Source organism: Pseudomonas sp. DR208 (assembly GCF_019823005.1).
Taxonomy (GTDB): Bacteria; Pseudomonadota; Gammaproteobacteria; order Pseudomonadales; family Pseudomonadaceae; genus Aquipseudomonas; species Aquipseudomonas extremorientalis.
Genome location: NZ_CP081944.1, coordinates 5597572 through 5615480, shown reverse-complemented (window position 1 = coordinate 5615480; position 17909 = coordinate 5597572). Strand labels below are relative to the sequence as shown.

General features: G+C 60.4%; 17 protein-coding genes. 11 read left to right on the top strand and 6 right to left on the bottom strand.

What is annotated here, in order from left to right:
• Positions 1-87: 87 nt before the first annotated feature.
• Positions 88-1338, bottom strand: coding sequence for an MFS transporter (locus K5K89_RS25330; RefSeq protein WP_071489951.1), 1251 nt, complete (start codon positions 1336-1338; stop codon positions 88-90).
• A gap of 319 nt (positions 1339-1657) precedes the next feature.
• Here K5K89_RS25330 and K5K89_RS25325 point away from each other — a divergent pair, with 319 nt between their 5' ends.
• From K5K89_RS25325 to K5K89_RS25315, 3 genes are read left to right on the top strand one after another with little or no spacing between them, the layout of a single operon-like run.
• Positions 1658-3097 carry a cytochrome ubiquinol oxidase subunit I gene (locus K5K89_RS25325; protein ID WP_071489952.1) on the top strand — a complete coding sequence of 480 codons (1440 nt, stop codon included), beginning with the start codon at positions 1658-1660 and terminating at the stop codon, positions 3095-3097.
• Position 3098: 1 nt separating this feature from the next.
• Positions 3099-4106, top strand: a complete 1008-nt coding sequence (gene cydB, locus K5K89_RS25320; protein WP_222540459.1) for a cytochrome d ubiquinol oxidase subunit II — start codon at positions 3099-3101, stop codon at positions 4104-4106.
• Between the two features lie 12 nt (positions 4107-4118).
• Positions 4119-4286, top strand: a complete 168-nt coding sequence (locus K5K89_RS25315; protein ID WP_071489954.1) for a DUF2474 domain-containing protein — start codon at positions 4119-4121, stop codon at positions 4284-4286.
• Between the two features lie 66 nt (positions 4287-4352).
• Here the strand turns inward: K5K89_RS25315 and K5K89_RS25310 are convergent, their stop codons facing one another.
• Complete coding sequence (locus K5K89_RS25310; protein WP_071489955.1) at positions 4353-5477, bottom strand: methyltransferase; 1125 nt, start codon at positions 5475-5477, stop codon at positions 4353-4355.
• Between the two features lie 151 nt (positions 5478-5628).
• A complete protein-coding gene (locus tag K5K89_RS25305; protein ID WP_222541751.1) occupies positions 5629-6339 on the bottom strand; it encodes a helix-turn-helix transcriptional regulator in 711 nt (236 codons plus the stop codon).
• 380 nt (positions 6340-6719) lie between these two features.
• Between K5K89_RS25305 and K5K89_RS25300 the strand changes: the two genes are divergently transcribed.
• The gene (locus K5K89_RS25300; RefSeq protein ID WP_222540458.1) at positions 6720-7496 is read left to right on the top strand and encodes a ferredoxin--NADP reductase; all 777 of its coding nucleotides are present in this window, start codon (positions 6720-6722) and stop codon (positions 7494-7496) included.
• Between the two features lie 43 nt (positions 7497-7539).
• Here the strand turns inward: K5K89_RS25300 and mscL are convergent, their stop codons facing one another.
• The gene (gene mscL / locus K5K89_RS25295) at positions 7540-7956 is read right to left on the bottom strand and encodes a large-conductance mechanosensitive channel protein MscL (protein ID WP_071489958.1); all 417 of its coding nucleotides are present in this window, start codon (positions 7954-7956) and stop codon (positions 7540-7542) included.
• A gap of 287 nt (positions 7957-8243) precedes the next feature.
• Between mscL and katB the strand changes: the two genes are divergently transcribed.
• The 4 genes from katB to K5K89_RS25275 are packed head-to-tail and all read left to right on the top strand — an operon-like array spanning position 8244 to position 12527.
• A complete protein-coding gene (gene katB / locus K5K89_RS25290) occupies positions 8244-9785 on the top strand; it encodes a catalase KatB (RefSeq protein ID WP_071489959.1) in 1542 nt (513 codons plus the stop codon).
• Positions 9786-9843: 58 nt separating this feature from the next.
• Positions 9844-10383, top strand: coding sequence for an ankyrin repeat domain-containing protein (locus tag K5K89_RS25285; RefSeq protein ID WP_222540457.1), 540 nt, complete (start codon positions 9844-9846; stop codon positions 10381-10383).
• Positions 10384-10418: 35 nt separating this feature from the next.
• Positions 10419-11786 (top strand): DNA repair protein RadA, encoded by a 1368-nt coding sequence (gene radA, locus K5K89_RS25280; protein ID WP_049711449.1) that lies wholly within the window; start codon positions 10419-10421, stop codon positions 11784-11786.
• A gap of 15 nt (positions 11787-11801) precedes the next feature.
• A complete protein-coding gene (locus K5K89_RS25275) occupies positions 11802-12527 on the top strand; it encodes a hypothetical protein (protein WP_222540456.1) in 726 nt (241 codons plus the stop codon).
• A 4-nt stretch (positions 12528-12531) separates the two neighbouring features.
• On the opposite strand, the gene K5K89_RS25270 is transcribed toward K5K89_RS25275, so the two are convergent.
• A complete protein-coding gene (locus K5K89_RS25270) occupies positions 12532-12900 on the bottom strand; it encodes a PilZ domain-containing protein (RefSeq protein WP_222540455.1) in 369 nt (122 codons plus the stop codon).
• A gap of 174 nt (positions 12901-13074) precedes the next feature.
• Between K5K89_RS25270 and K5K89_RS25265 the strand changes: the two genes are divergently transcribed.
• The 3 genes from K5K89_RS25265 (at position 13075) to yjiA (ending at position 16451) form a co-directional block, all read left to right on the top strand.
• A complete protein-coding gene (locus K5K89_RS25265) occupies positions 13075-15141 on the top strand; it encodes a carbon starvation CstA family protein (RefSeq protein ID WP_058427703.1) in 2067 nt (688 codons plus the stop codon).
• Positions 15142-15156: 15 nt separating this feature from the next.
• Positions 15157-15354: a YbdD/YjiX family protein gene (locus K5K89_RS25260; RefSeq protein ID WP_003194308.1), complete on the top strand. Its 198-nt coding sequence runs from the start codon at positions 15157-15159 to the stop codon at positions 15352-15354.
• A gap of 137 nt (positions 15355-15491) precedes the next feature.
• The gene (gene yjiA / locus K5K89_RS25255) at positions 15492-16451 is read left to right on the top strand and encodes a GTPase (protein WP_071489962.1); all 960 of its coding nucleotides are present in this window, start codon (positions 15492-15494) and stop codon (positions 16449-16451) included.
• Positions 16452-16496: 45 nt separating this feature from the next.
• Here yjiA and glyA read toward each other — a convergent pair whose 3' ends face one another.
• Positions 16497-17750: a serine hydroxymethyltransferase gene (gene glyA / locus K5K89_RS25250; protein WP_058427701.1), complete on the bottom strand. Its 1254-nt coding sequence runs from the start codon at positions 17748-17750 to the stop codon at positions 16497-16499.
• Positions 17751-17909: the final 159 nt, after the last annotated feature.

The window sequence follows — 17909 nt, the reverse complement described above, 5'->3', positions numbered from 1 at the left end:
GAGGGGGCTTGCCCCCGATGGGGGGTGTCAGTCAACGATGCTATGACTGACATGGCGCTATCGGGGGCAAGCCCCCTCCCACATGGGTTATACGCTGGTTTTTTGAATAGGCTCTTCCACCGGCACGTGCATGCGATCCCGATTCGCCAGGGTCGGGAACAGCTTGATCCACACGCCTGTTACCACCAGGGTACCGAGCCCGCCCATGACCACGGCGGGCACGGTGCCGAACCAGTGGGCCGTGATCCCGGATTCGAATTCGCCCAACTGGTTCGACGCTCCGATAAACAGGCCATTGACCGCACTGACCCGACCGCGCATTTCATCCGGGGTTTCCAGCTGCACGAAGGACGCACGGATGACCATGCTGATCATGTCCGCCGCCCCCAGCACCACCAGCACCGCCAGGGAAAACCAGAAGGAGGTGGACAGGCCGAAGGCGATGGTCGCCACGCCGAACACACCGACAGCGGTGAACATCACGCGGCCCACATGGCGCTCCACCGAGAACCGCGCCAGCCACAGCGACATCAGCAACGCCCCCACCGCCGGCGCCGAGCGCAGCAGGCCCAGGCCCCAGGCGCCGGTCAGCAGGATGTCCTTGGCGAACACCGGCAACAGCGCGGTCGCACCGCCCAGCAGCACCGCAAACAGGTCGAGGGAAATGGCGCCGAGAATGTCCGGGCGGCTGCGGATAAACCGAATGCCGGCCAGCAGCGAATCCAGGGTGGCCTTGCCTTTATTCAACGGGGTCTGGCGGGCGGGCAGGTTGAGGGTCAGCACGCAGGCAATGAGGTACAGCACCACGGTAGGGCCATACACCCACACGCTGCCGAACGCGTAGAGCAAACCGCCGAGCGCCGGCGCGACAATGGTCGCCAGTTGCTGGGCTGACTGCGACGAGGCCACGGCGCGTGGGAACAGCGCGCTGGGCACGATGCTTGGCAGCAGTGCCTGAGTGGTGGGCATTTCGAACGAGCGCGCGGCACCCAGCAGGAAGGCGAGGATAAAGATCATCTCGCGGGTCACGTTGCCGGTCAGGCCGCCGATGGCCAGGCTCAGGGCAATCAGCGCCTGCACGGTCTGGCAGATGGCGGCCACCTTGCGTCGCTCATAGCGGTCGGCCACATGCCCGGTGTGCAGCATGAACAGTACGCGCGGTACGAACTCCACGAGGCCGACCAGCCCCAGGTCCAGCACATTGCCGGTCAGTTGGTAGAGGTTCCAGCCGATGGCCACGGTGAGCATCTGGAAGCCGCTGGCGGTGAAGATGCGCGCCAGCCAGAACGCGATGAAAGGGCGGTGGTGACGCAACAGCAACGCGGGTTCACTAGGCATCGGGGAATTCAGATCAGAGCCAAAGGAAGCGCCGAGATTATCATTAAGTTGTAACAGATAGTTGCAACAACTGAGCTGAGGCAGTCTGTCACGCGGCAAAAGACCACACAGTTCATTCCTGAAAATGGGACTACTCTTTCAGCAATGCTTGATCCAGATCAATGCCCGCCCGGGCATCGGCCTGGCGGCCTCCGGGCCAGATTCCCTACGCGGTTGGCTAAAAAAAGAAACGAATCGAAATTCGCCAGACTCCATATCCGTGGGGGCAGTGGGTGCAGGCTCCCGCCAGCAGCCGGTATTACCTGACAGAGGAAGACTTATGTTCGGTTTGGAGGCGCTCGATCTCGCCCGAATTCAATTTGCGTTCACCATCTCGTTCCACATCCTGTTCCCGGCGATCACCATCGGCCTGGCCAGTTACCTCGCGGTGCTGGAAGGCTTGTGGCTCAAGACCCACAACGACACCTACCGCGATCTCTACCACTTCTGGTCGAAGATCTTTGCCGTCAACTTCGGCATGGGCGTGGTATCCGGCCTGGTCATGGCCTACCAGTTCGGCACCAACTGGAGCCGCTTCTCGGACTTTGCCGGCGCCGTCACCGGCCCGCTGCTTACGTACGAAGTGCTCACGGCGTTCTTCCTCGAGGCGGGTTTCCTCGGCGTGATGCTGTTCGGCTGGAACAAGGTCGGGCGCAACCTGCACTTCTTCTCCACCGTGATGGTGGCCGTGGGGACGTTGATTTCCACGTTCTGGATCCTCTCGTCCAACAGCTGGATGCAGACGCCCCAGGGGTTTGAAATCATCGATGGCCGTGTGATCCCGACCGACTGGTTCGCCGTGGTCTTCAACCCGTCGTTCCCCTATCGCCTGGCGCACATGGCCACGGCGGCCTTTGTGGCCACGGCGTTCTTCGTCGGCTCCTCGGCAGCCTGGCACTTGCTGCGCGGCAAGGACAACCCGGCGATCCGCAAGATGCTCTCCATGGCAATGTGGATGGCCCTGATCGTTGCGCCCATCCAGGCGGTGATCGGTGATTTCCATGGCCTCAATACCTTGAAGCACCAACCGGCGAAAATTGCCGCGATTGAAGGCCACTGGGAAAACATCGGCAACGAACCAACGCCATTGATCCTGTTTGGCTGGCCCGACATGAAGGCCGAGAAAACCAAGTACGCGGTGGAGATCCCTTACCTGGGCAGCCTGATCCTCACTCACTCCCTGGATAAGCAAGTGCCGGCCCTCAAGGAATTTCCACCGGAGGACCGCCCCAACTCGACCATCGTGTTCTGGTCGTTCCGGGTCATGGTCGGCCTGGGCTTCCTGATGATCTTCACCGGCCTGTTCAGCCTCTGGCTACGCCGGGGCGACAAGATGTACACGTCCAAACCGTTCCTGTACTTGGCGTTGTGGATGGGGCCGTCCGGCCTGATCGCCATACTTGCGGGTTGGTTCACCACCGAGATCGGCCGCCAGCCGTGGGTGGTCTACGGGCTGATGCGCACGGCGGACGCGTCCTCCGGGCATAGCCTGGCGCAGATGACCATCACCCTGGTGTTGTTCGTGGTGGTGTACTTCGCGCTGTTCGGCGCAGGCCTGGGCTACATGATGCGCCTGGTGCGCAAAGGGCCTCAGACCCACGAAGGCAGCGAGCCCACCCATGGTGGCCCGGGCCAGAAACGTACACCGGCCCGTCCGTTGTCCGCCGCCGATGATGGCAGCGACGACGATCACGCGCACATCCAGCACAAGGGGCATTGAGATGGGTATTGATCTTCCGCTGATCTGGGCCGTGATCATTATCTTCGGCATCATGATGTACGTGGTCATGGACGGCTTCGACCTGGGTATCGGCATCCTGTTTCCGTTTATCCCGGGCAAGACCGACCGTGACGTGATGATGAACACCGTGGCCCCGGTGTGGGACGGCAACGAAACCTGGCTGGTACTGGGCGGCGCAGCGTTGTTCGGTGCGTTCCCGCTGGCCTATTCGGTGGTGTTGTCGGCGCTGTACCTGCCGCTGATCCTGATGCTGATCGGGCTGATCTTCCGCGGTGTGGCCTTCGAGTTCCGCTTCAAGGCCAAGGACCACAAGCGTCATCTATGGGACAAGGCCTTTATCGGCGGTTCACTGGCGGCCACGTTCTTCCAGGGCGTGGCGCTGGGCGCATTCATCGATGGCATCCCGGTGGTGAATCGCCAGTTTGCCGGCGGTTCGCTGGACTGGCTCACGCCGTTCACGATGTTTTGCGGCGTGGCGCTGATCGTGGCCTACGCGTTGCTCGGCTGCACCTGGTTGATCATGAAGACCGAAGGCCCGCTTCAGGAAAAAATGCACAACCTGGCGCGACCGTTGGCCTTCGTGGTGCTGGCGGTGATCGGCATCGTGAGTATCTGGACGCCGCTGACGCACCCGGAAATCGCCTCGCGCTGGTTCACCCTGCCGAACCTGTTCTGGTTCCTGCCGGTGCCGATCCTGGTGCTGGTGACCCTGTACGGGTTGTTCCGTGCAGTGGCGCGTAATGCGCACTACACGCCGTTCCTGCTGACGCTGGTGCTGATCTTCCTGGGCTACAGCGGCTTGGGTATCAGCCTGTGGCCCAACATCATTCCGCCATCGGTGTCGATCTGGGACGCTGCCGCGCCGCCCCAGAGCCAGGGCTTCATGCTGGTGGGTACGCTATTCATTATCCCGTTCATCCTGGGCTATACCTTCTGGAGCTACTACGTGTTCCGCGGCAAGGTCACCCACGAAGACGGTTACCACTAGGAGGGGCGTTCCATGTCCGGCAAACCTTCGTTGCACGAGATTGAACAGGCCGAGAAGCAGCCGTTGTGGCGGCGCCTGGGGTGGCTGGCGATGATCTGGACGGGCAGTGTGCTGGCCCTGTTCGTCGTGGCGAGCCTGATGCGCATGTTTATGAGTGCGGCTGGCCTGACCACCCACTGACATCCCGATCCGGGCTTTGCGGCCCGGCTTTCCAGCCCTGCTTTTCGCCAGAGAAGCAGGGTTTTTTTATTTGCGCGCCTTGAGGATCACGAATTTTGGCGTGGTGGCGACTTGCTCGACACCCCGGAACAGGCGCGCCAGTTTGGTGTGATAACCGAGGTGGCGGTTGCCGACGATATAAAGGGCGCCGCCCACCACCAGGGCTTCCCGTGCCTGTTGGAACATGCGCCAGGCGAGGAAATCGCCGACCACCTGCTGCTGGTGGAACGGTGGATTGCACAGCACCACGTCCAGGGATTGCGGCTCTTGCCCTGCCAGGCCGTCGGCGGCACGCACGACCACATCACGCTCACCGAGGGCCGCTTGCCAGTTTTCGGCCGCCGATTGCACCGCCATGTAGGACTCGTCCACCAAGGTGTAATGCGCTTCGGGGTTTTGCAGGGCGCTGGCAATCGCCAGTACGCCGTTGCCGCAACCCAGGTCTGCCACGCGGGCGTTGCCCAGGTTTTTCGGCAGGTGGGGCAGGAAGGCGCGAGTGCCGATGTCCAGGCTTTCGCGGCAGAACACGTTGGCATGGTTCAGCAGTTCGATCGCCGGTGCGTCCAGGGTGTAGCGGGTGGGGTAGGGCGACACGGCAGCGGGGCGATCTTCAACGGTGGCGATCAGCAATCGCGCCTTTTTTACCGCGAGCGATGCGTGCATCGGGCCAATGTAACGCTCCAGCAACTCGCCCGCCGCCCGTGGCAAATGCTTGATCATCGCCCCGGCGATCACCTCGGCACCCGGGGCCAACTGGCCTTGCAAGCGAATCAGTTGTTCTTCCAGCAATGCCAGGGTTTTGGGTACGCGGATCAGCACCCGGTCGAACGGCCCGGTGGGGATGTGGCTGGCCGGGATGAACGCAACGGCGTCAAACGCCTTGCCGTTGCGCACCAGGTTTTTTTCCAGGCCTTGCGCCGCCAGGAACGAATCGCCACTGGAGGTCAGTTGCACCTTGCCTTGAAGGCTGGCGGCAAGGGCGCCGAAGCTGTCGTTGAGCACCAGCACCCGGGTTTGCGCGCCCGGCTGCTGTTCGGCCAAGTGGCTGAGCAGGTACTCGTCGGCGGCATCGAAGGCTTGCAGCGGATCGTTGTGTTGCTCTGGCTGGCGGATCAGATCGAGCTGGGCAAAGGGGCTTTCGAGCAGGGGCATGGCGGGGGAGACTCTGGGTAAACGATGGGTGTTCGACAGCGGTTGCCGAACCGTCTGAGTGAACCACGGGCGACTCCCCGAAAGGGGCTGCTCAGCACTCAGAATGCGCGGTAAATGTTACGTTTTTTTCAAGAGAATTACATGGCGTGTTTTAAATGATCCCGGCCCGAGCGGCGCGAAGCACGGCGGCGATTTTGTTGTTGACGCCCAGTTTCTTGAGGCAACTGCTGATATGAAAGCCTACCGTACGCTCGGACAAACAAAGGATGGTGGCGATATCTGCTGCGGTCTTGCCCATGCCAGACCACATAAGGACTTCCGTTTCCCGCTCAGTCAATTTGCTGGTTGGGTGGATACTGGGTTTTTCGTCAAACTTCTGCGCCAGCACGGCATGCATGGCGTGGCAGAGCCATAGCGCCATTCCTGCTTTTTCATACAATTCTTCCGGGCTGATGTCACCCTTGCCACGGCTCAACGTCAGCATGCTGAAGACCCCCCGGAAATCATGCACGCTGATGGTCAACGCCTTGTGTACCTCCAAGGTTGCGGCCAAAGTCCAAAGGCTGGGCACGTCTTTGAATGTTTCCTCCTTCCAGACAAGGGGTAACACGCCCTCCCTACAATGTTTCACTACAGGGTCTACATCGGAGTAGTGCGCTTGGTTGTATAGATTTTTCCATTCAATTGGATAGTTTGTAAGCTCTACGGGTTTGATTTGACCCTTGGTGAGTTGAGAACTCATCTTGAAGGAACAGTATTGGAAGCCGAGTTCGTAGGCCTTGTTGATGGTCATTTCAAATACGCTGGTGACCTCGTCCTCACCTTCGAGCGAGTGGAGTCGTGTATTTCGCCAGTTAAGTATGGGTAAATCTCCATGGGATCTCCGTGACTTGAGGTACGTCCTTTATCCCCAACGTTGCACGAAAATCAGTGTAGGACACGTACTACATGGCGAGAGGAAAATTTCGTTCTTGCGCTGTAAGGTTTAAGAATTTTTCCACAGGAAGGTAGTTAGCCAAGCAACTGGCAAGTTTGAAACTCGCGATTTACTAGGGGGTTGAAGCTCCTGTAACAACCCACTAACAGCGGCTATATGAGGTAGTTTTTAAAACTAATAGCGAATTGATCGAAGGTGAAATTAATTTGCCATCATTGAGTACTGGTGTGATGCCACTCCCTATCGTGGGTGTTTCCGCGCACGACTTTGAGCGACACTAGGGCACCTGTAGAACGGAGCCCCCCATGACGGCCAGTGCTGAGAAATTTACCCGCCAGATCTTGCTCGACGTGCAATCGCTGACCCCCAGCCTGTTTACCCTGCGCACCACCCGCGACCCGGGCTTTCGTTTTACTGCGGGCCAGTTTGTACGCCTGGGTGTCACCAAGGCGGATGGCAGCACGGTATGGCGTGCGTATTCCTTGGTGTCCTCGCCGTTTGATGAGCACCTGGATTTTTTCTCGATTGTCGTCCCGGACGGTGAGTTCACCAGCGAGCTGAGCCGTCTGCGAGTCGGCGATACCTTGATGGTGGAGCGCCAGGCCACGGGGTTCCTGACCTTGAACCGCTTCGTCGACGGTCGGGATTTGTGGATGCTTGGCACCGGCACCGGGGTGGCGCCGTTTTTGTCGATCCTGCAAGACTTCGAGGTCTGGGAGAAATTCGAGCGCATCATCCTGGTGTACAGCGCACGGGAAGCCAAAGAGCTGGCTTACCAGGCGCTCATCAACACATTGGGTGAACGCGAACACCTGGCCGAATACGCACACAAACTGACCTACATCCCCATTGTTACCCGCGAACAACACCCCGGCGCATTGAATGGACGCATCACCACGCTGATCGAAAATGGCGAACTGGAACGCGCGGCCGGCGTCGGACTGACCCCGGAACACTCCCGCGTGCTGATTTGCGGCAACCCGCAGATGGTCGATGACACGCGCCAACTGCTCAAGCTGCGCGATATGAACCTGAGCTTGAGCCGGCGACCCGGCCAGGTGGCGGTGGAGAACTACTGGTAATAAAAAAGGCGCCTCAAACAGGCGCCTTTTCATGCCGGCTCGATTAGAGCGGCTTGTCGTTCTGTGCCTTGAGCAGATCGCGGATCTCACCCAGCAGCACTTCTTCCTTGGTCGGCGTCGGCGGCAGGCTTGGCGCCACGGCCTCTTCACGTTTGAGGCGATTGATCGCCTTCACGCCCATGAAGATCGCAAACGCGATGATCACAAAGTCGATGACGCTCTGGATGAACTTGCCGTATGCCAGGACCACCGCAGGCACATCGCCTTGGGCAGCCTTTAGTGTTATCGCCAGGTCACCGAAGTCCACGCCACCGATCAACAGACCAATGGGCGGCATCACCACGTCGCCTACAAACGAGGAAACAATTTTGCCGAAGGCTGCGCCGATGATAATACCGACGGCCATGTCGACCACATTACCTTTGACCGCGAAGGCCTTGAACTCACTGATCACGCCCATAGGTTATTCCTTGTTACAGATGAGAAGGGTGGTACCCAGTGTAAGTCAGTCGTAGAGGGCTTGCCTGAAACAACCGCTCACACTGTTAGCTTTTATCGACACATTAAAACGCAATTAGTTTGCAAAGTGCCATCAATCGCGCGCGAAATACCCGCCAAATCAGCGACTTACCAGATTATTTTATCAATCGGGTTGTTATGGCTTTTCTATTTATCTTCTGACTCGCGGGTCACTAGCCTCTGGCAAGCACAACTGAATGTGCACTAAAAAAACCAGAGGAAACCTCGATGAACAATCCAATGAGCCGCGGGCCTGTTACCGCGCGATCCGCGCTGGTACTGGTGACCGCCAGCCTGCTTTCCCTGTCTGTACACGCCGCCAACCTGACCCGCGACAACGGTGCCGCCGTCGGTGACAACCAGAACTCGCAAACCGCCGGCGCCAATGGCCCGGTGCTACTCCAGGATGTGCAGCTTATTCAGAAATTGCAGCGCTTCGACCGCGAACGCATCCCCGAGCGCGTCGTACACGCCCGTGGTACCGGTGCCCACGGCACCTTTACCGTCACTGACAGCCTCAGCGACCTGACCAAGGCCAAGGTGTTTGCCGCCGGCGAGGCCACCCCGGTGTTCGTGCGCTTCTCCGCCGTGGTCCACGGCAACCACTCCCCGGAAACCCTGCGTGACCCACGCGGTTTCGCCACCAAGTTCTATACCGCCGAAGGCAATTGGGATTTGGTGGGCAACAACTTCCCGACGTTCTTCATCCGTGATGCCATCAAGTTCCCTGACATGGTCCACGCGTTCAAGCCAGACCCACGTACCAACCTGGATGACGATTCGCGGCGCTTCGACTTCTTCTCCCACGTGCCCGAAGCCACCCGTACGCTGACCGAGTTGTACTCCGACTCCGGCACCCCGGCCAGTTATCGGGAGATGGACGGCAACGGTGTGCACGCCTACAAGCTGATCAACGCCAAGGGTGAAGTGCACTACGTCAAGTTCCACTGGAAAAGCCTGCAAGGCATCAAGAACCTCGATCCCAAGCAGGTCACCGAAGTGCAGGGCCGCGACTACAGCCACATGACCAACGACCTGGTCACTCACATCAACAAGGGCGACTTCCCCAAGTGGGACCTGTACGTGCAGGTGCTCAAGCCTGAAGACCTGGCCAAGTTCGATTTCGACCCGCTGGACGCCACCAAGATCTGGCCGAACGTGCCTGAGCGCAAAGTCGGGCAAATGGTGTTGAACCGCAACCCGGCCAACGTGTTCCAGGAAACCGAGCAGGTAGCCATGGCCCCGGCCAACCTGGTGCCGGGCATCGAGCCGTCGGAAGATCGCCTGCTGCAAGGCCGGGTGTTCTCCTACGCCGACACCCAGATGTATCGCCTGGGCGCCAATGCCCTGCAACTGCCGATCAACGCGCCACGGGTGACCGTCAACAACGGCAACCAGGACGGCGCGATGAACTTCGGCAAGACCACCACCGGTGTGAACTACCAGCCAAGTCGCCTGTTGCCACGGGAAGAACCGCAAACCGCGCGCTACAGCCAGTCGGCGCTGTCAGGCAGCACCCAGCAGGCGAAGATTCAGCGTGAGCAGAACTTCAAGCAGGCGGGTGACTTGTACCGCTCCTACAGCAAGAAAGAGCGTCAGGACTTGATCGAAAACTTCGGCGGCTCGCTGGCCACCACCGATGACGAGAGCAAGCACATCATCCTGTCGTTCCTCTACAAAGCCGACCCGGAGTACGGCACCGGTGTGGCCAAGGTGGCCAAGGGTGACCTGGCGCGCGTGAAGGCGCTGGCGGAAAAACTGACTGACTGATCCGTTGGTTACGGTCGACGCCCCGATACGGGCGTCGACCCCTGGCAGGAGAACAACCATGCGAATTTCTATCGGCTTGCTGATGACCATGCTGGCCTTTGTCGCCCAGGCCGAGACTCCCGACCCGGTGGCGCTCAAGGCCCAATTGCAGGACTACTATTTCGACGCCGCCCGCCGTGGCGACCTCGACATGCTCAATACTTTTATCGACTCCGGCTACAGCCTCAACACCCAGGACGACAAGGGCTACACCGCGCTGATCCTCGCTGCCTACCACGGCCAGGGGCCTTTCGTGGAGCGCCTGCTCAACGCCGGTGCCGACGCCTGCGTGCAGGACAAACGCGGCAACACCGCGCTGATGGGCGCGATCTTCAAGGGCGAGTTGAAAATCGCCCAGCGCCTGCTGGCCACCCACTGCAACCCCGACCAGCGCAACGGTGCCGGACAGACCGCGGCCATGTACGCCGGGCTGTTCAAGCGTGTCGAGCTGCTGGATGAACTCAAGGCCAAAGGTGCCGATCTCAATGCCGAAGACCCGGTCGGTAACACCGCTTCACGCTTGGCCAGTGGTGAAATCCGGACCCCGGCGTCGCGCTGAGCTATCATCGCGGTTTTTCGGTTGGAGGTTCTCAAATGGCAAAGGCCAAGCGCATGTACGGCTGCACGGAGTGCGGCGCGACCTTTCCCAAGTGGGCCGGCCAGTGCTCCGAGTGCGGTGCGTGGAACACCCTGACTGAAACCATGATCGAGAGTGGCGGTGCGGCGGCCCCCACCGGCCGCGCCGGCTGGACCGGGCAGCAGGCGCAGATCAAGACCCTGGCTGAAGTCAGCGTCGAAGAGATCCCGCGTTTTTCCACGGCATCCGGCGAATTGGACCGCGTGCTGGGCGGCGGCCTGGTGGACGGCTCGGTGGTGCTGATCGGCGGCGACCCGGGCATCGGCAAGTCGACGATTTTGCTGCAAACCCTGTGCAGCATCGCCAGCCGCATGCCGGCGCTGTACGTCACCGGCGAAGAATCCCAGCAACAAGTGGCCATGCGCGCCCGCCGCCTGGGGTTGCCCCAGGATCAGCTGCGGGTCATGACCGAGACCTGCATCGAAAGCATCATTGCCACGGCCCGTATCGAAAAGCCCAAGGTCATGGTGATCGACTCGATCCAGACCATTTTCACCGAGCAGTTGCAATCGGCGCCGGGTGGCGTGTCCCAGGTGCGCGAGAGTGCGGCGCTGCTGGTGCGGTATGCCAAGCAGAGCGGCACGGCGATCTTCCTGGTCGGCCATGTCACCAAGGAAGGCGCGCTGGCCGGGCCTCGGGTGCTCGAGCATATGGTCGACACGGTGCTGTATTTCGAGGGCGAGTCCGATGGTCGCCTGCGCTTGCTGCGGGCGGTGAAGAACCGCTTCGGGGCGGTGAACGAGTTGGGTGTATTCGCCATGACCGACCGGGGGCTGAAAGAAGTCTCCAACCCATCAGCGATTTTCCTGACGCGTGCCCAGGAAGAAGTCCCTGGCAGTGTGGTGATGGCAACGTGGGAAGGCACCCGGCCGATGCTGGTGGAAGTGCAGGCGTTGGTGGATGACAGCCACCTGGCCAACCCGCGCCGCGTGACCCTGGGCCTGGACCAGAACCGCCTGGCGATGCTGTTGGCGGTCCTGCACCGCCACGGTGGCATCCCGACCCATGACCAGGACGTGTTCCTCAACGTGGTCGGCGGGGTCAAGGTGCTGGAGACCGCCTCCGACCTGGCGTTGATGGCGGCAGTCATGTCCAGCCTGCGTAACCGGCCATTGCCCCATGACCTGCTGGTGTTTGGTGAAGTCGGTTTGTCCGGTGAAGTTCGCCCGGTGCCCAGCGGCCAGGAGCGCTTGAAGGAAGCGGCCAAGCATGGTTTCAAGCGCGCCATCGTGCCCAAGGGCAACGCACCGAAGGAATCGCCGCCCGGGATACAGATTATTGGGGTGACCCGCCTGGAGCAGGCATTGGATGCACTTTTCGAGTAAACAGGGATGGGCGCAATGCAACGAACGAATCGCTGGGGCGTGCTCGCCCTGTTCATGACCTTGGCCGGTCTGCCTGTCCTGGCGTGGGCCGACTTGCCGGCGGGATATCGCCTGGCGCAAAAGCTGGTCACGGAAGAAGGCAGCGTGCTGCAGGTGCTGGAAGACCAGCGCATCAGCGCTCAATTGCACAAGGACAGTTGGGGCAACGGGTTGGACGAAGACTCGTTCGACGAGCCCGGTGACCTGGTTGAAAACCCGTTGCTCGACGCCCAGGTGCGTCTGGTGTCGGCCGCCGGCGAGGTGATCGCGCGCAAGGACCTCGGCTACCCGCTGGCCAAGGTCAAGAAAGCCCCGCTCAAGGGACAGCCCGCGCCTGTGTATTTTTTGATCATTGATCAGACCGCGCCCATGGGCAGCTACAGTGGCCCGGCCACGCAACTGTTGCTGCCTGCCAAACAGCAACTGGAGCCGGTGAGCTACCAGGACACCGATGGCAAACTCAAACCACTGACCCTGGCCAGCACCGGCAAGGCGGCCTGGAAGGTTTCGACGCCCGTCGACGGTAGTGCGGATGAGCTGTTGCAAATCTCGTGCTTTATGGACGGCGACGGTGACGATGATTTTGCCACGCGTTACCAGACCTACCGTTGGGTGGATGGCCAGTGGCAGGCGGCATCGACGCAGAAAGCCGGTTACTGGGACACGGAAAGCGACTTCCCGGCGCGTACGGTATTTCCCTGAGCCGTCATACTTCCAGCAAGGCGGCCAACTCCCGGTGCAGCTCGTCCTCGTCACCCAGGTTCAATTCGACCAACCGCCGCAAGTGGCTGATCGAATCCAGGTCGATGTGCTGACACACAAACCCCAGTTGCCCAGGATCCTCATGGGTCAGTCGCACTTGCATCTTTATATGCGCCTTGGGATCCAGGCGTATATCGACGTCGAACGGCAGCGCCTTGTTGCCCTTCCAGTCTTCCGGTCGTTGCACCAGCAGGCCTTTTAGCGACAGATCCACCAATTGCACTGGCCATTCGCGGCCGTTTTGCCGAATTTCGGTCTTGGCATCAAAGGCGATGCGGCGGAAACGACGGCGGTCAGACGGTAGCTCGGTCATGGTGAAGCCCTCCGGGGATAGGGGGATTGTAGCCGTGCGCCACTATTGGATCGGTTTTTCTGCTTTTTTTGTCCGCAGAAGGCTCTAGACCAACGTAGGGGGGTGGCCTTTAAGTCCAGTAGCGCTAAACTCCGGATGGCTGTCCTTTCTGTCCACCCTGGCTGGAATATAAAAATGAAAAATAATAATAGCCTGCTACGCCACCTACCCTGGCTGGTGCTGGCAATCGTAGGAGCGTGCGCCCTGGGCGTAGTGGCCTTGCGCCGCGGCGAGGCGATCAACGCCTTGTGGATTGTGGTCGCTGCTGTGGCCATCTACCTGGTTGCGTACCGTTACTACAGTCTGTTCATCGCTAACAATGTGATGCAACTCGACCCACGGCGGGCCACCCCCGCAGTGCTCAACAACGACGGTCTGGACTATGTGCCGACCAACAAACACATCCTTTTTGGTCACCACTTTGCGGCGATTGCCGGTGCAGGCCCGCTGGTCGGCCCGGTATTGGCGGCGCAAATGGGTTACCTGCCCGGCACGCTCTGGCTGATTGCCGGCGTGGTGCTGGCCGGTGCGGTGCAGGACTTCATGGTCCTGTTCCTGTCCACCCGTCGCAACGGCCGTTCCCTGGGCGACATGGTTCGCGAAGAGATGGGCCGCATCCCGGGGACCATCGCGCTGTTCGGCTGCTTCCTGATCATGATCATCATCCTCGCGGTGCTGGCGCTGATCGTGGTCAAGGCCCTGGCCGAGAGCCCATGGGGCATTTTCACGGTGATGGCGACCATCCCGATCGCGATGTTCATGGGCATCTACATGCGCTACATCCGCCCGGGCCGCATCGGTGAAATCTCGATCATCGGCGTGCTGTTGCTGCTGGGTTCGATCTGGCTGGGCGGGCAGATTGCCGCTGATCCGGTCTGGGCCAAGGCGTTCACCTTCACCGGTATCCAGATCACCTGGATGCTGATCGGCTACGGTTTCGTCGCCGCCGTTCTGCCGGTGTGGCTGATCCTGGCTCCGCGTGACTACCTTTCCACCTTCCTCAAGATCGGCACCATCATCGCCCTGGCGATCGGCATCCTGGTCACCATGCCAGAACTGAAAATGCCGGCCTTGACCCAGTTCATCGACGGTACCGGCCCGGTGTGGAAGGGCGGCCTGTTCCCGTTCCTGTTCATCACCATCGCCTGTGGCGCGGTCTCGGGTTTCCACGCGCTGATCTCCTCGGGCACCACGCCCAAGCTGCTGGATAACGAAACCAACGCCCGCTACATCGGTTACGGCGGCATGCTGATGGAGTCGTTCGTGGCCATCATGGCGATGGTCGCCGCTTCGGTGATCGAACCTGGCGTGTACTTCGCCATGAACAGCCCGGCCGCTGTGGTCGGTGGTGATGTGGTGGCCGTGGCGCAAACCGTCAGCAGTTGGGGCTTTGCGATCACGCCTGAGGCGCTGCAAGCCGTGGCCCATGATATTGGCGAAACCACCATTCTGGCCCGTGCCGGTGGTGCGCCGACATTGGCGGTGGGTATCGCACAGATCCTGCACAGCGTACTGCCGGGTGAAAACACCATGGCATTCTGGTACCACTTTGCGATCCTGTTCGAAGCCCTGTTCATCCTGACGGCGGTGGATGCGGGCACCCGTGCCGGCCGCTTCATGCTGCAGGACCTGCTGGGTTCCTTCGTGCCGGCGCTGAAACGCACCGAGTCGTGGACCGCCAACCTCATTGCAACCGCCGGTTGCGTGGCGATGTGGGGTTACCTGCTGTACCAGGGCGTGATCGACCCACTGGGCGGTATCAACACCTTGTGGCCACTGTTCGGTATCTCCAACCAGATGCTGGCAGGTATCGCGCTGATGCTGGCAACCGTTGTGCTGATCAAAATGAAACGCCAACGCTACATCTGGGTGACCATGCTGCCGGCTGTCTGGCTGCTGATCTGCACCACCACGGCGGGCTTCATCAAGCTGTTCGACGCGAACCCTGCGATTGGCTTCCTGTCGCTGGCCAAGAAGTACAGCGATGCATTGGCCAACGGCCAGATCCTCGCCCCGGCGAAGAGCATCGACCAGATGCAGCACGTGATCTACAACGCCTACACCAACGCAACGCTGACGGCGCTGTTCCTGTTCGTGGTGTTCAGCATCCTGTTCTATGCGCTCAAGGTCGGCGTCGCCGCCTGGGGCAACAAAGAACGTACGGATAAAGAAGCCCCGTTCCAGGCTGTACCGGACGCGTAATCGAGGGTTGCAACCATGTTCAATGACATCAGTCGCCTCGGTAAATACCTCGGTCAGGCCGCGCGCCTGATGGTCGGCATGCCCGACTACGACACCTACGTCGAGCATATGCAAACCAAACACCCGGACAAGCCGGTGATGGACTACAAGGCGTTCTTCCGGGAGCGCCAGGAAGCCCGTTACGGCGGCAAGGGTGGGCCCAAGTGCTGTTGAGTTAACGCAATATCCCTGTGGGAGGGGGCTTGCCCCCGATAGCGGTGTGTCAGTGACAGGTAAGTGCCTGACACGCTGCTATCGGGGGCGAGCCCCCTCCCACATTTGTTTCTGTGTTCCTTCAAGGAGAATTTCTTTTGTCCTCTCCCATTCCAGTCACGGTCCTCAGCGGCTTCCTCGGCGCCGGCAAGACCACCTTGCTGCGCCACCTGCTCAAAGCCGAGCACGGCCTGAAAATCGCCGTGATCGAAAACGAATTCAGTGACGCCGGTATCGACACCCAGCTGTTGGGCGCAGAACCGGTGCAAGTCATGACCCTGTCCAACGGCTGCGTGTGCTGCACCATCCACACCGACCTGACCAAGGCCCTGTACCTGCTGCTCGAGCGCCTGGACAGCGGCGAGATCGCCTTCGACCGCCTGGTGATCGAGTGCACCGGCCTGGCCGACCCGGCACCTGTGGCCCAGACCTTTTTCATCGACGAGGAACTGCGTGAGCGCTATATCCTCGACGGCATCATCACCCTGGTGGACGCGGCCCACGCCGAACACCACCTGACCCAGACCATTGCCCAGGCCCAGATCGGCTTTGCCGACCGCCTGTTGGTGAGCAAACGCGACCTGGTGGATGACGCTACCTTCGATGCGCTCAGTGAGCGCCTGACCCGCATCAATCGTCGTGCGCCGATCCGGGTGGTGGATCATGGCAAGATCGACCTGGCCGAGTTGCTCGATGTGCGCGGCTTCAACCTCAATGCCGGCATGAGCTTGCGTCCGGTGAGCAAGGCGCCGTCCATCGATCGTATCTCCAGCCTGGTATTGCGCACCGACCAGCCGCTGGATATCGACCGACTCAGTGAGTTCATGAACGAACTGCTGGAAGACCACGGCAAGCAACTGCTGCGCTACAAAGGCGTGCTGAACATTGCCGGGGAAGACCGGCGCATGGTGTTCCAGGGCGTGCTCAAGCTCTACGGTTTCGATTGGGATACCGAATGGGCCGAAGGCGAGGTGCGAGAGAGTGTGATCGTGTTCATTGCCGATGAGTTGCCCGAAGACAAGATTCGCGAAGGTTTCCGGCGCGTTTATCAGGAATAAAAAAGCCCGGCTCAAGAGCCGGGCTTTTTAGTCAAGCAACTGCAATCAAGCGCCGTACACCGGCAGCTTCTTGCAGATGGCCTTGACCTTCTCACGTACCGCGTCGATCACGGCTTCGTTGTTCAGGTCGGCCAGGATGTCGCAGATCCAGCCGGCCAGTTCCTTGCACTCTGCTTCCTTGAAGCCGCGAGTGGTCACAGCCGGGGTGCCGAAGCGCAGGCCGGAGGTGACGAAGGGCGAACGTGGATCGTTCGGCACGGAGTTCTTGTTCACGGTGATGAAAGCTTTGCCCAGGGCCGCGTCAGCATCCTTACCGGAGATGTCTTGCTTGATCAGCGACAGCAGGAACAGGTGGTTTTCAGTACCGCCAGACACTACGTCAAAGCCGCGCTCGATGAACACGCTGGCCATGGCCTGGGCGTTCTTTACCACTTGTTGCTGGTAGGTCTTGAACTCAGGCTGCAGCGCTTCCTTGAAGCAGATCGCTTTAGCGGCGATCACGTGCTCCAGCGGGCCACCCTGGGCGCCTGGGAATACGGCGGAGTTCAGCTTCTTCTCGATGTCGGCGTTGGCACGAGCCAGGATCAGGCCGCCACGTGGACCGCGCAGGGTCTTGTGGGTGGTGGTGGTCACGACGTCAGCGAAAGGTACTGGGTTCGGGTAGACGCCAGCGGCGACCAGACCGGCCACGTGGGCCATGTCGACGAACAGGTACGCACCGACCTTGTCAGCGATGGCGCGGAAGCGTGGGAAGTCCAGGATCTGCGAGTAGGCAGAGAAACCGGCCACGATCATTTTTGGCTTGTGTTCAACCGCCAGGCGCTCGACTTCGTCGTAGTCGATCAGGCCGTTGGCATCGATACCGTATTGAACGGCGTTGTACAGCTTGCCGGAGGAGGAAACGCTGGCGCCGTGGGTCAGGTGACCGCCGTGGGCCAGGCTCATGCCCAGGATGGTGTCGCCGCCTTGCAGCAGGGCCAGGTACACGGCGCTGTTGGCTTGGGAACCGGCGTGCGGCTGGACGTTGGCGTAGTCGGCGCCGAACAGTTCCTTGGCACGGTCAATGGCCAGTTGCTCAACCACGTCGACGTACTCGCAACCACCGTAGTAGCGCTTGCCCGGGTAGCCTTCGGCGTACTTGTTGGTCAGAACCGAACCTTGAGCCTCCATCACCGCAGGGCTGGTGTAGTTTTCCGAAGCGATCAGCTCAATGTGCTCTTCCTGGCGCACGGCTTCTTGCTCCATGGCGGCGAAGAGATCGGCGTCGTACTTGGCAATAGTCAAATCACGGCTGAACATGGCGGTCCTCAAGGATCGGGGGCAGAAAAGGAGGGCATTCTAACCCAATGGGTTTTAGATGGCATATGAAAGGACATCATGTCGCGGACAAGTGGGGCTCATCTGGGGATAGGCGGTGGCTGTGAGTGCCTTATCGGGGGGCAAGCCCCTTCCACAGTT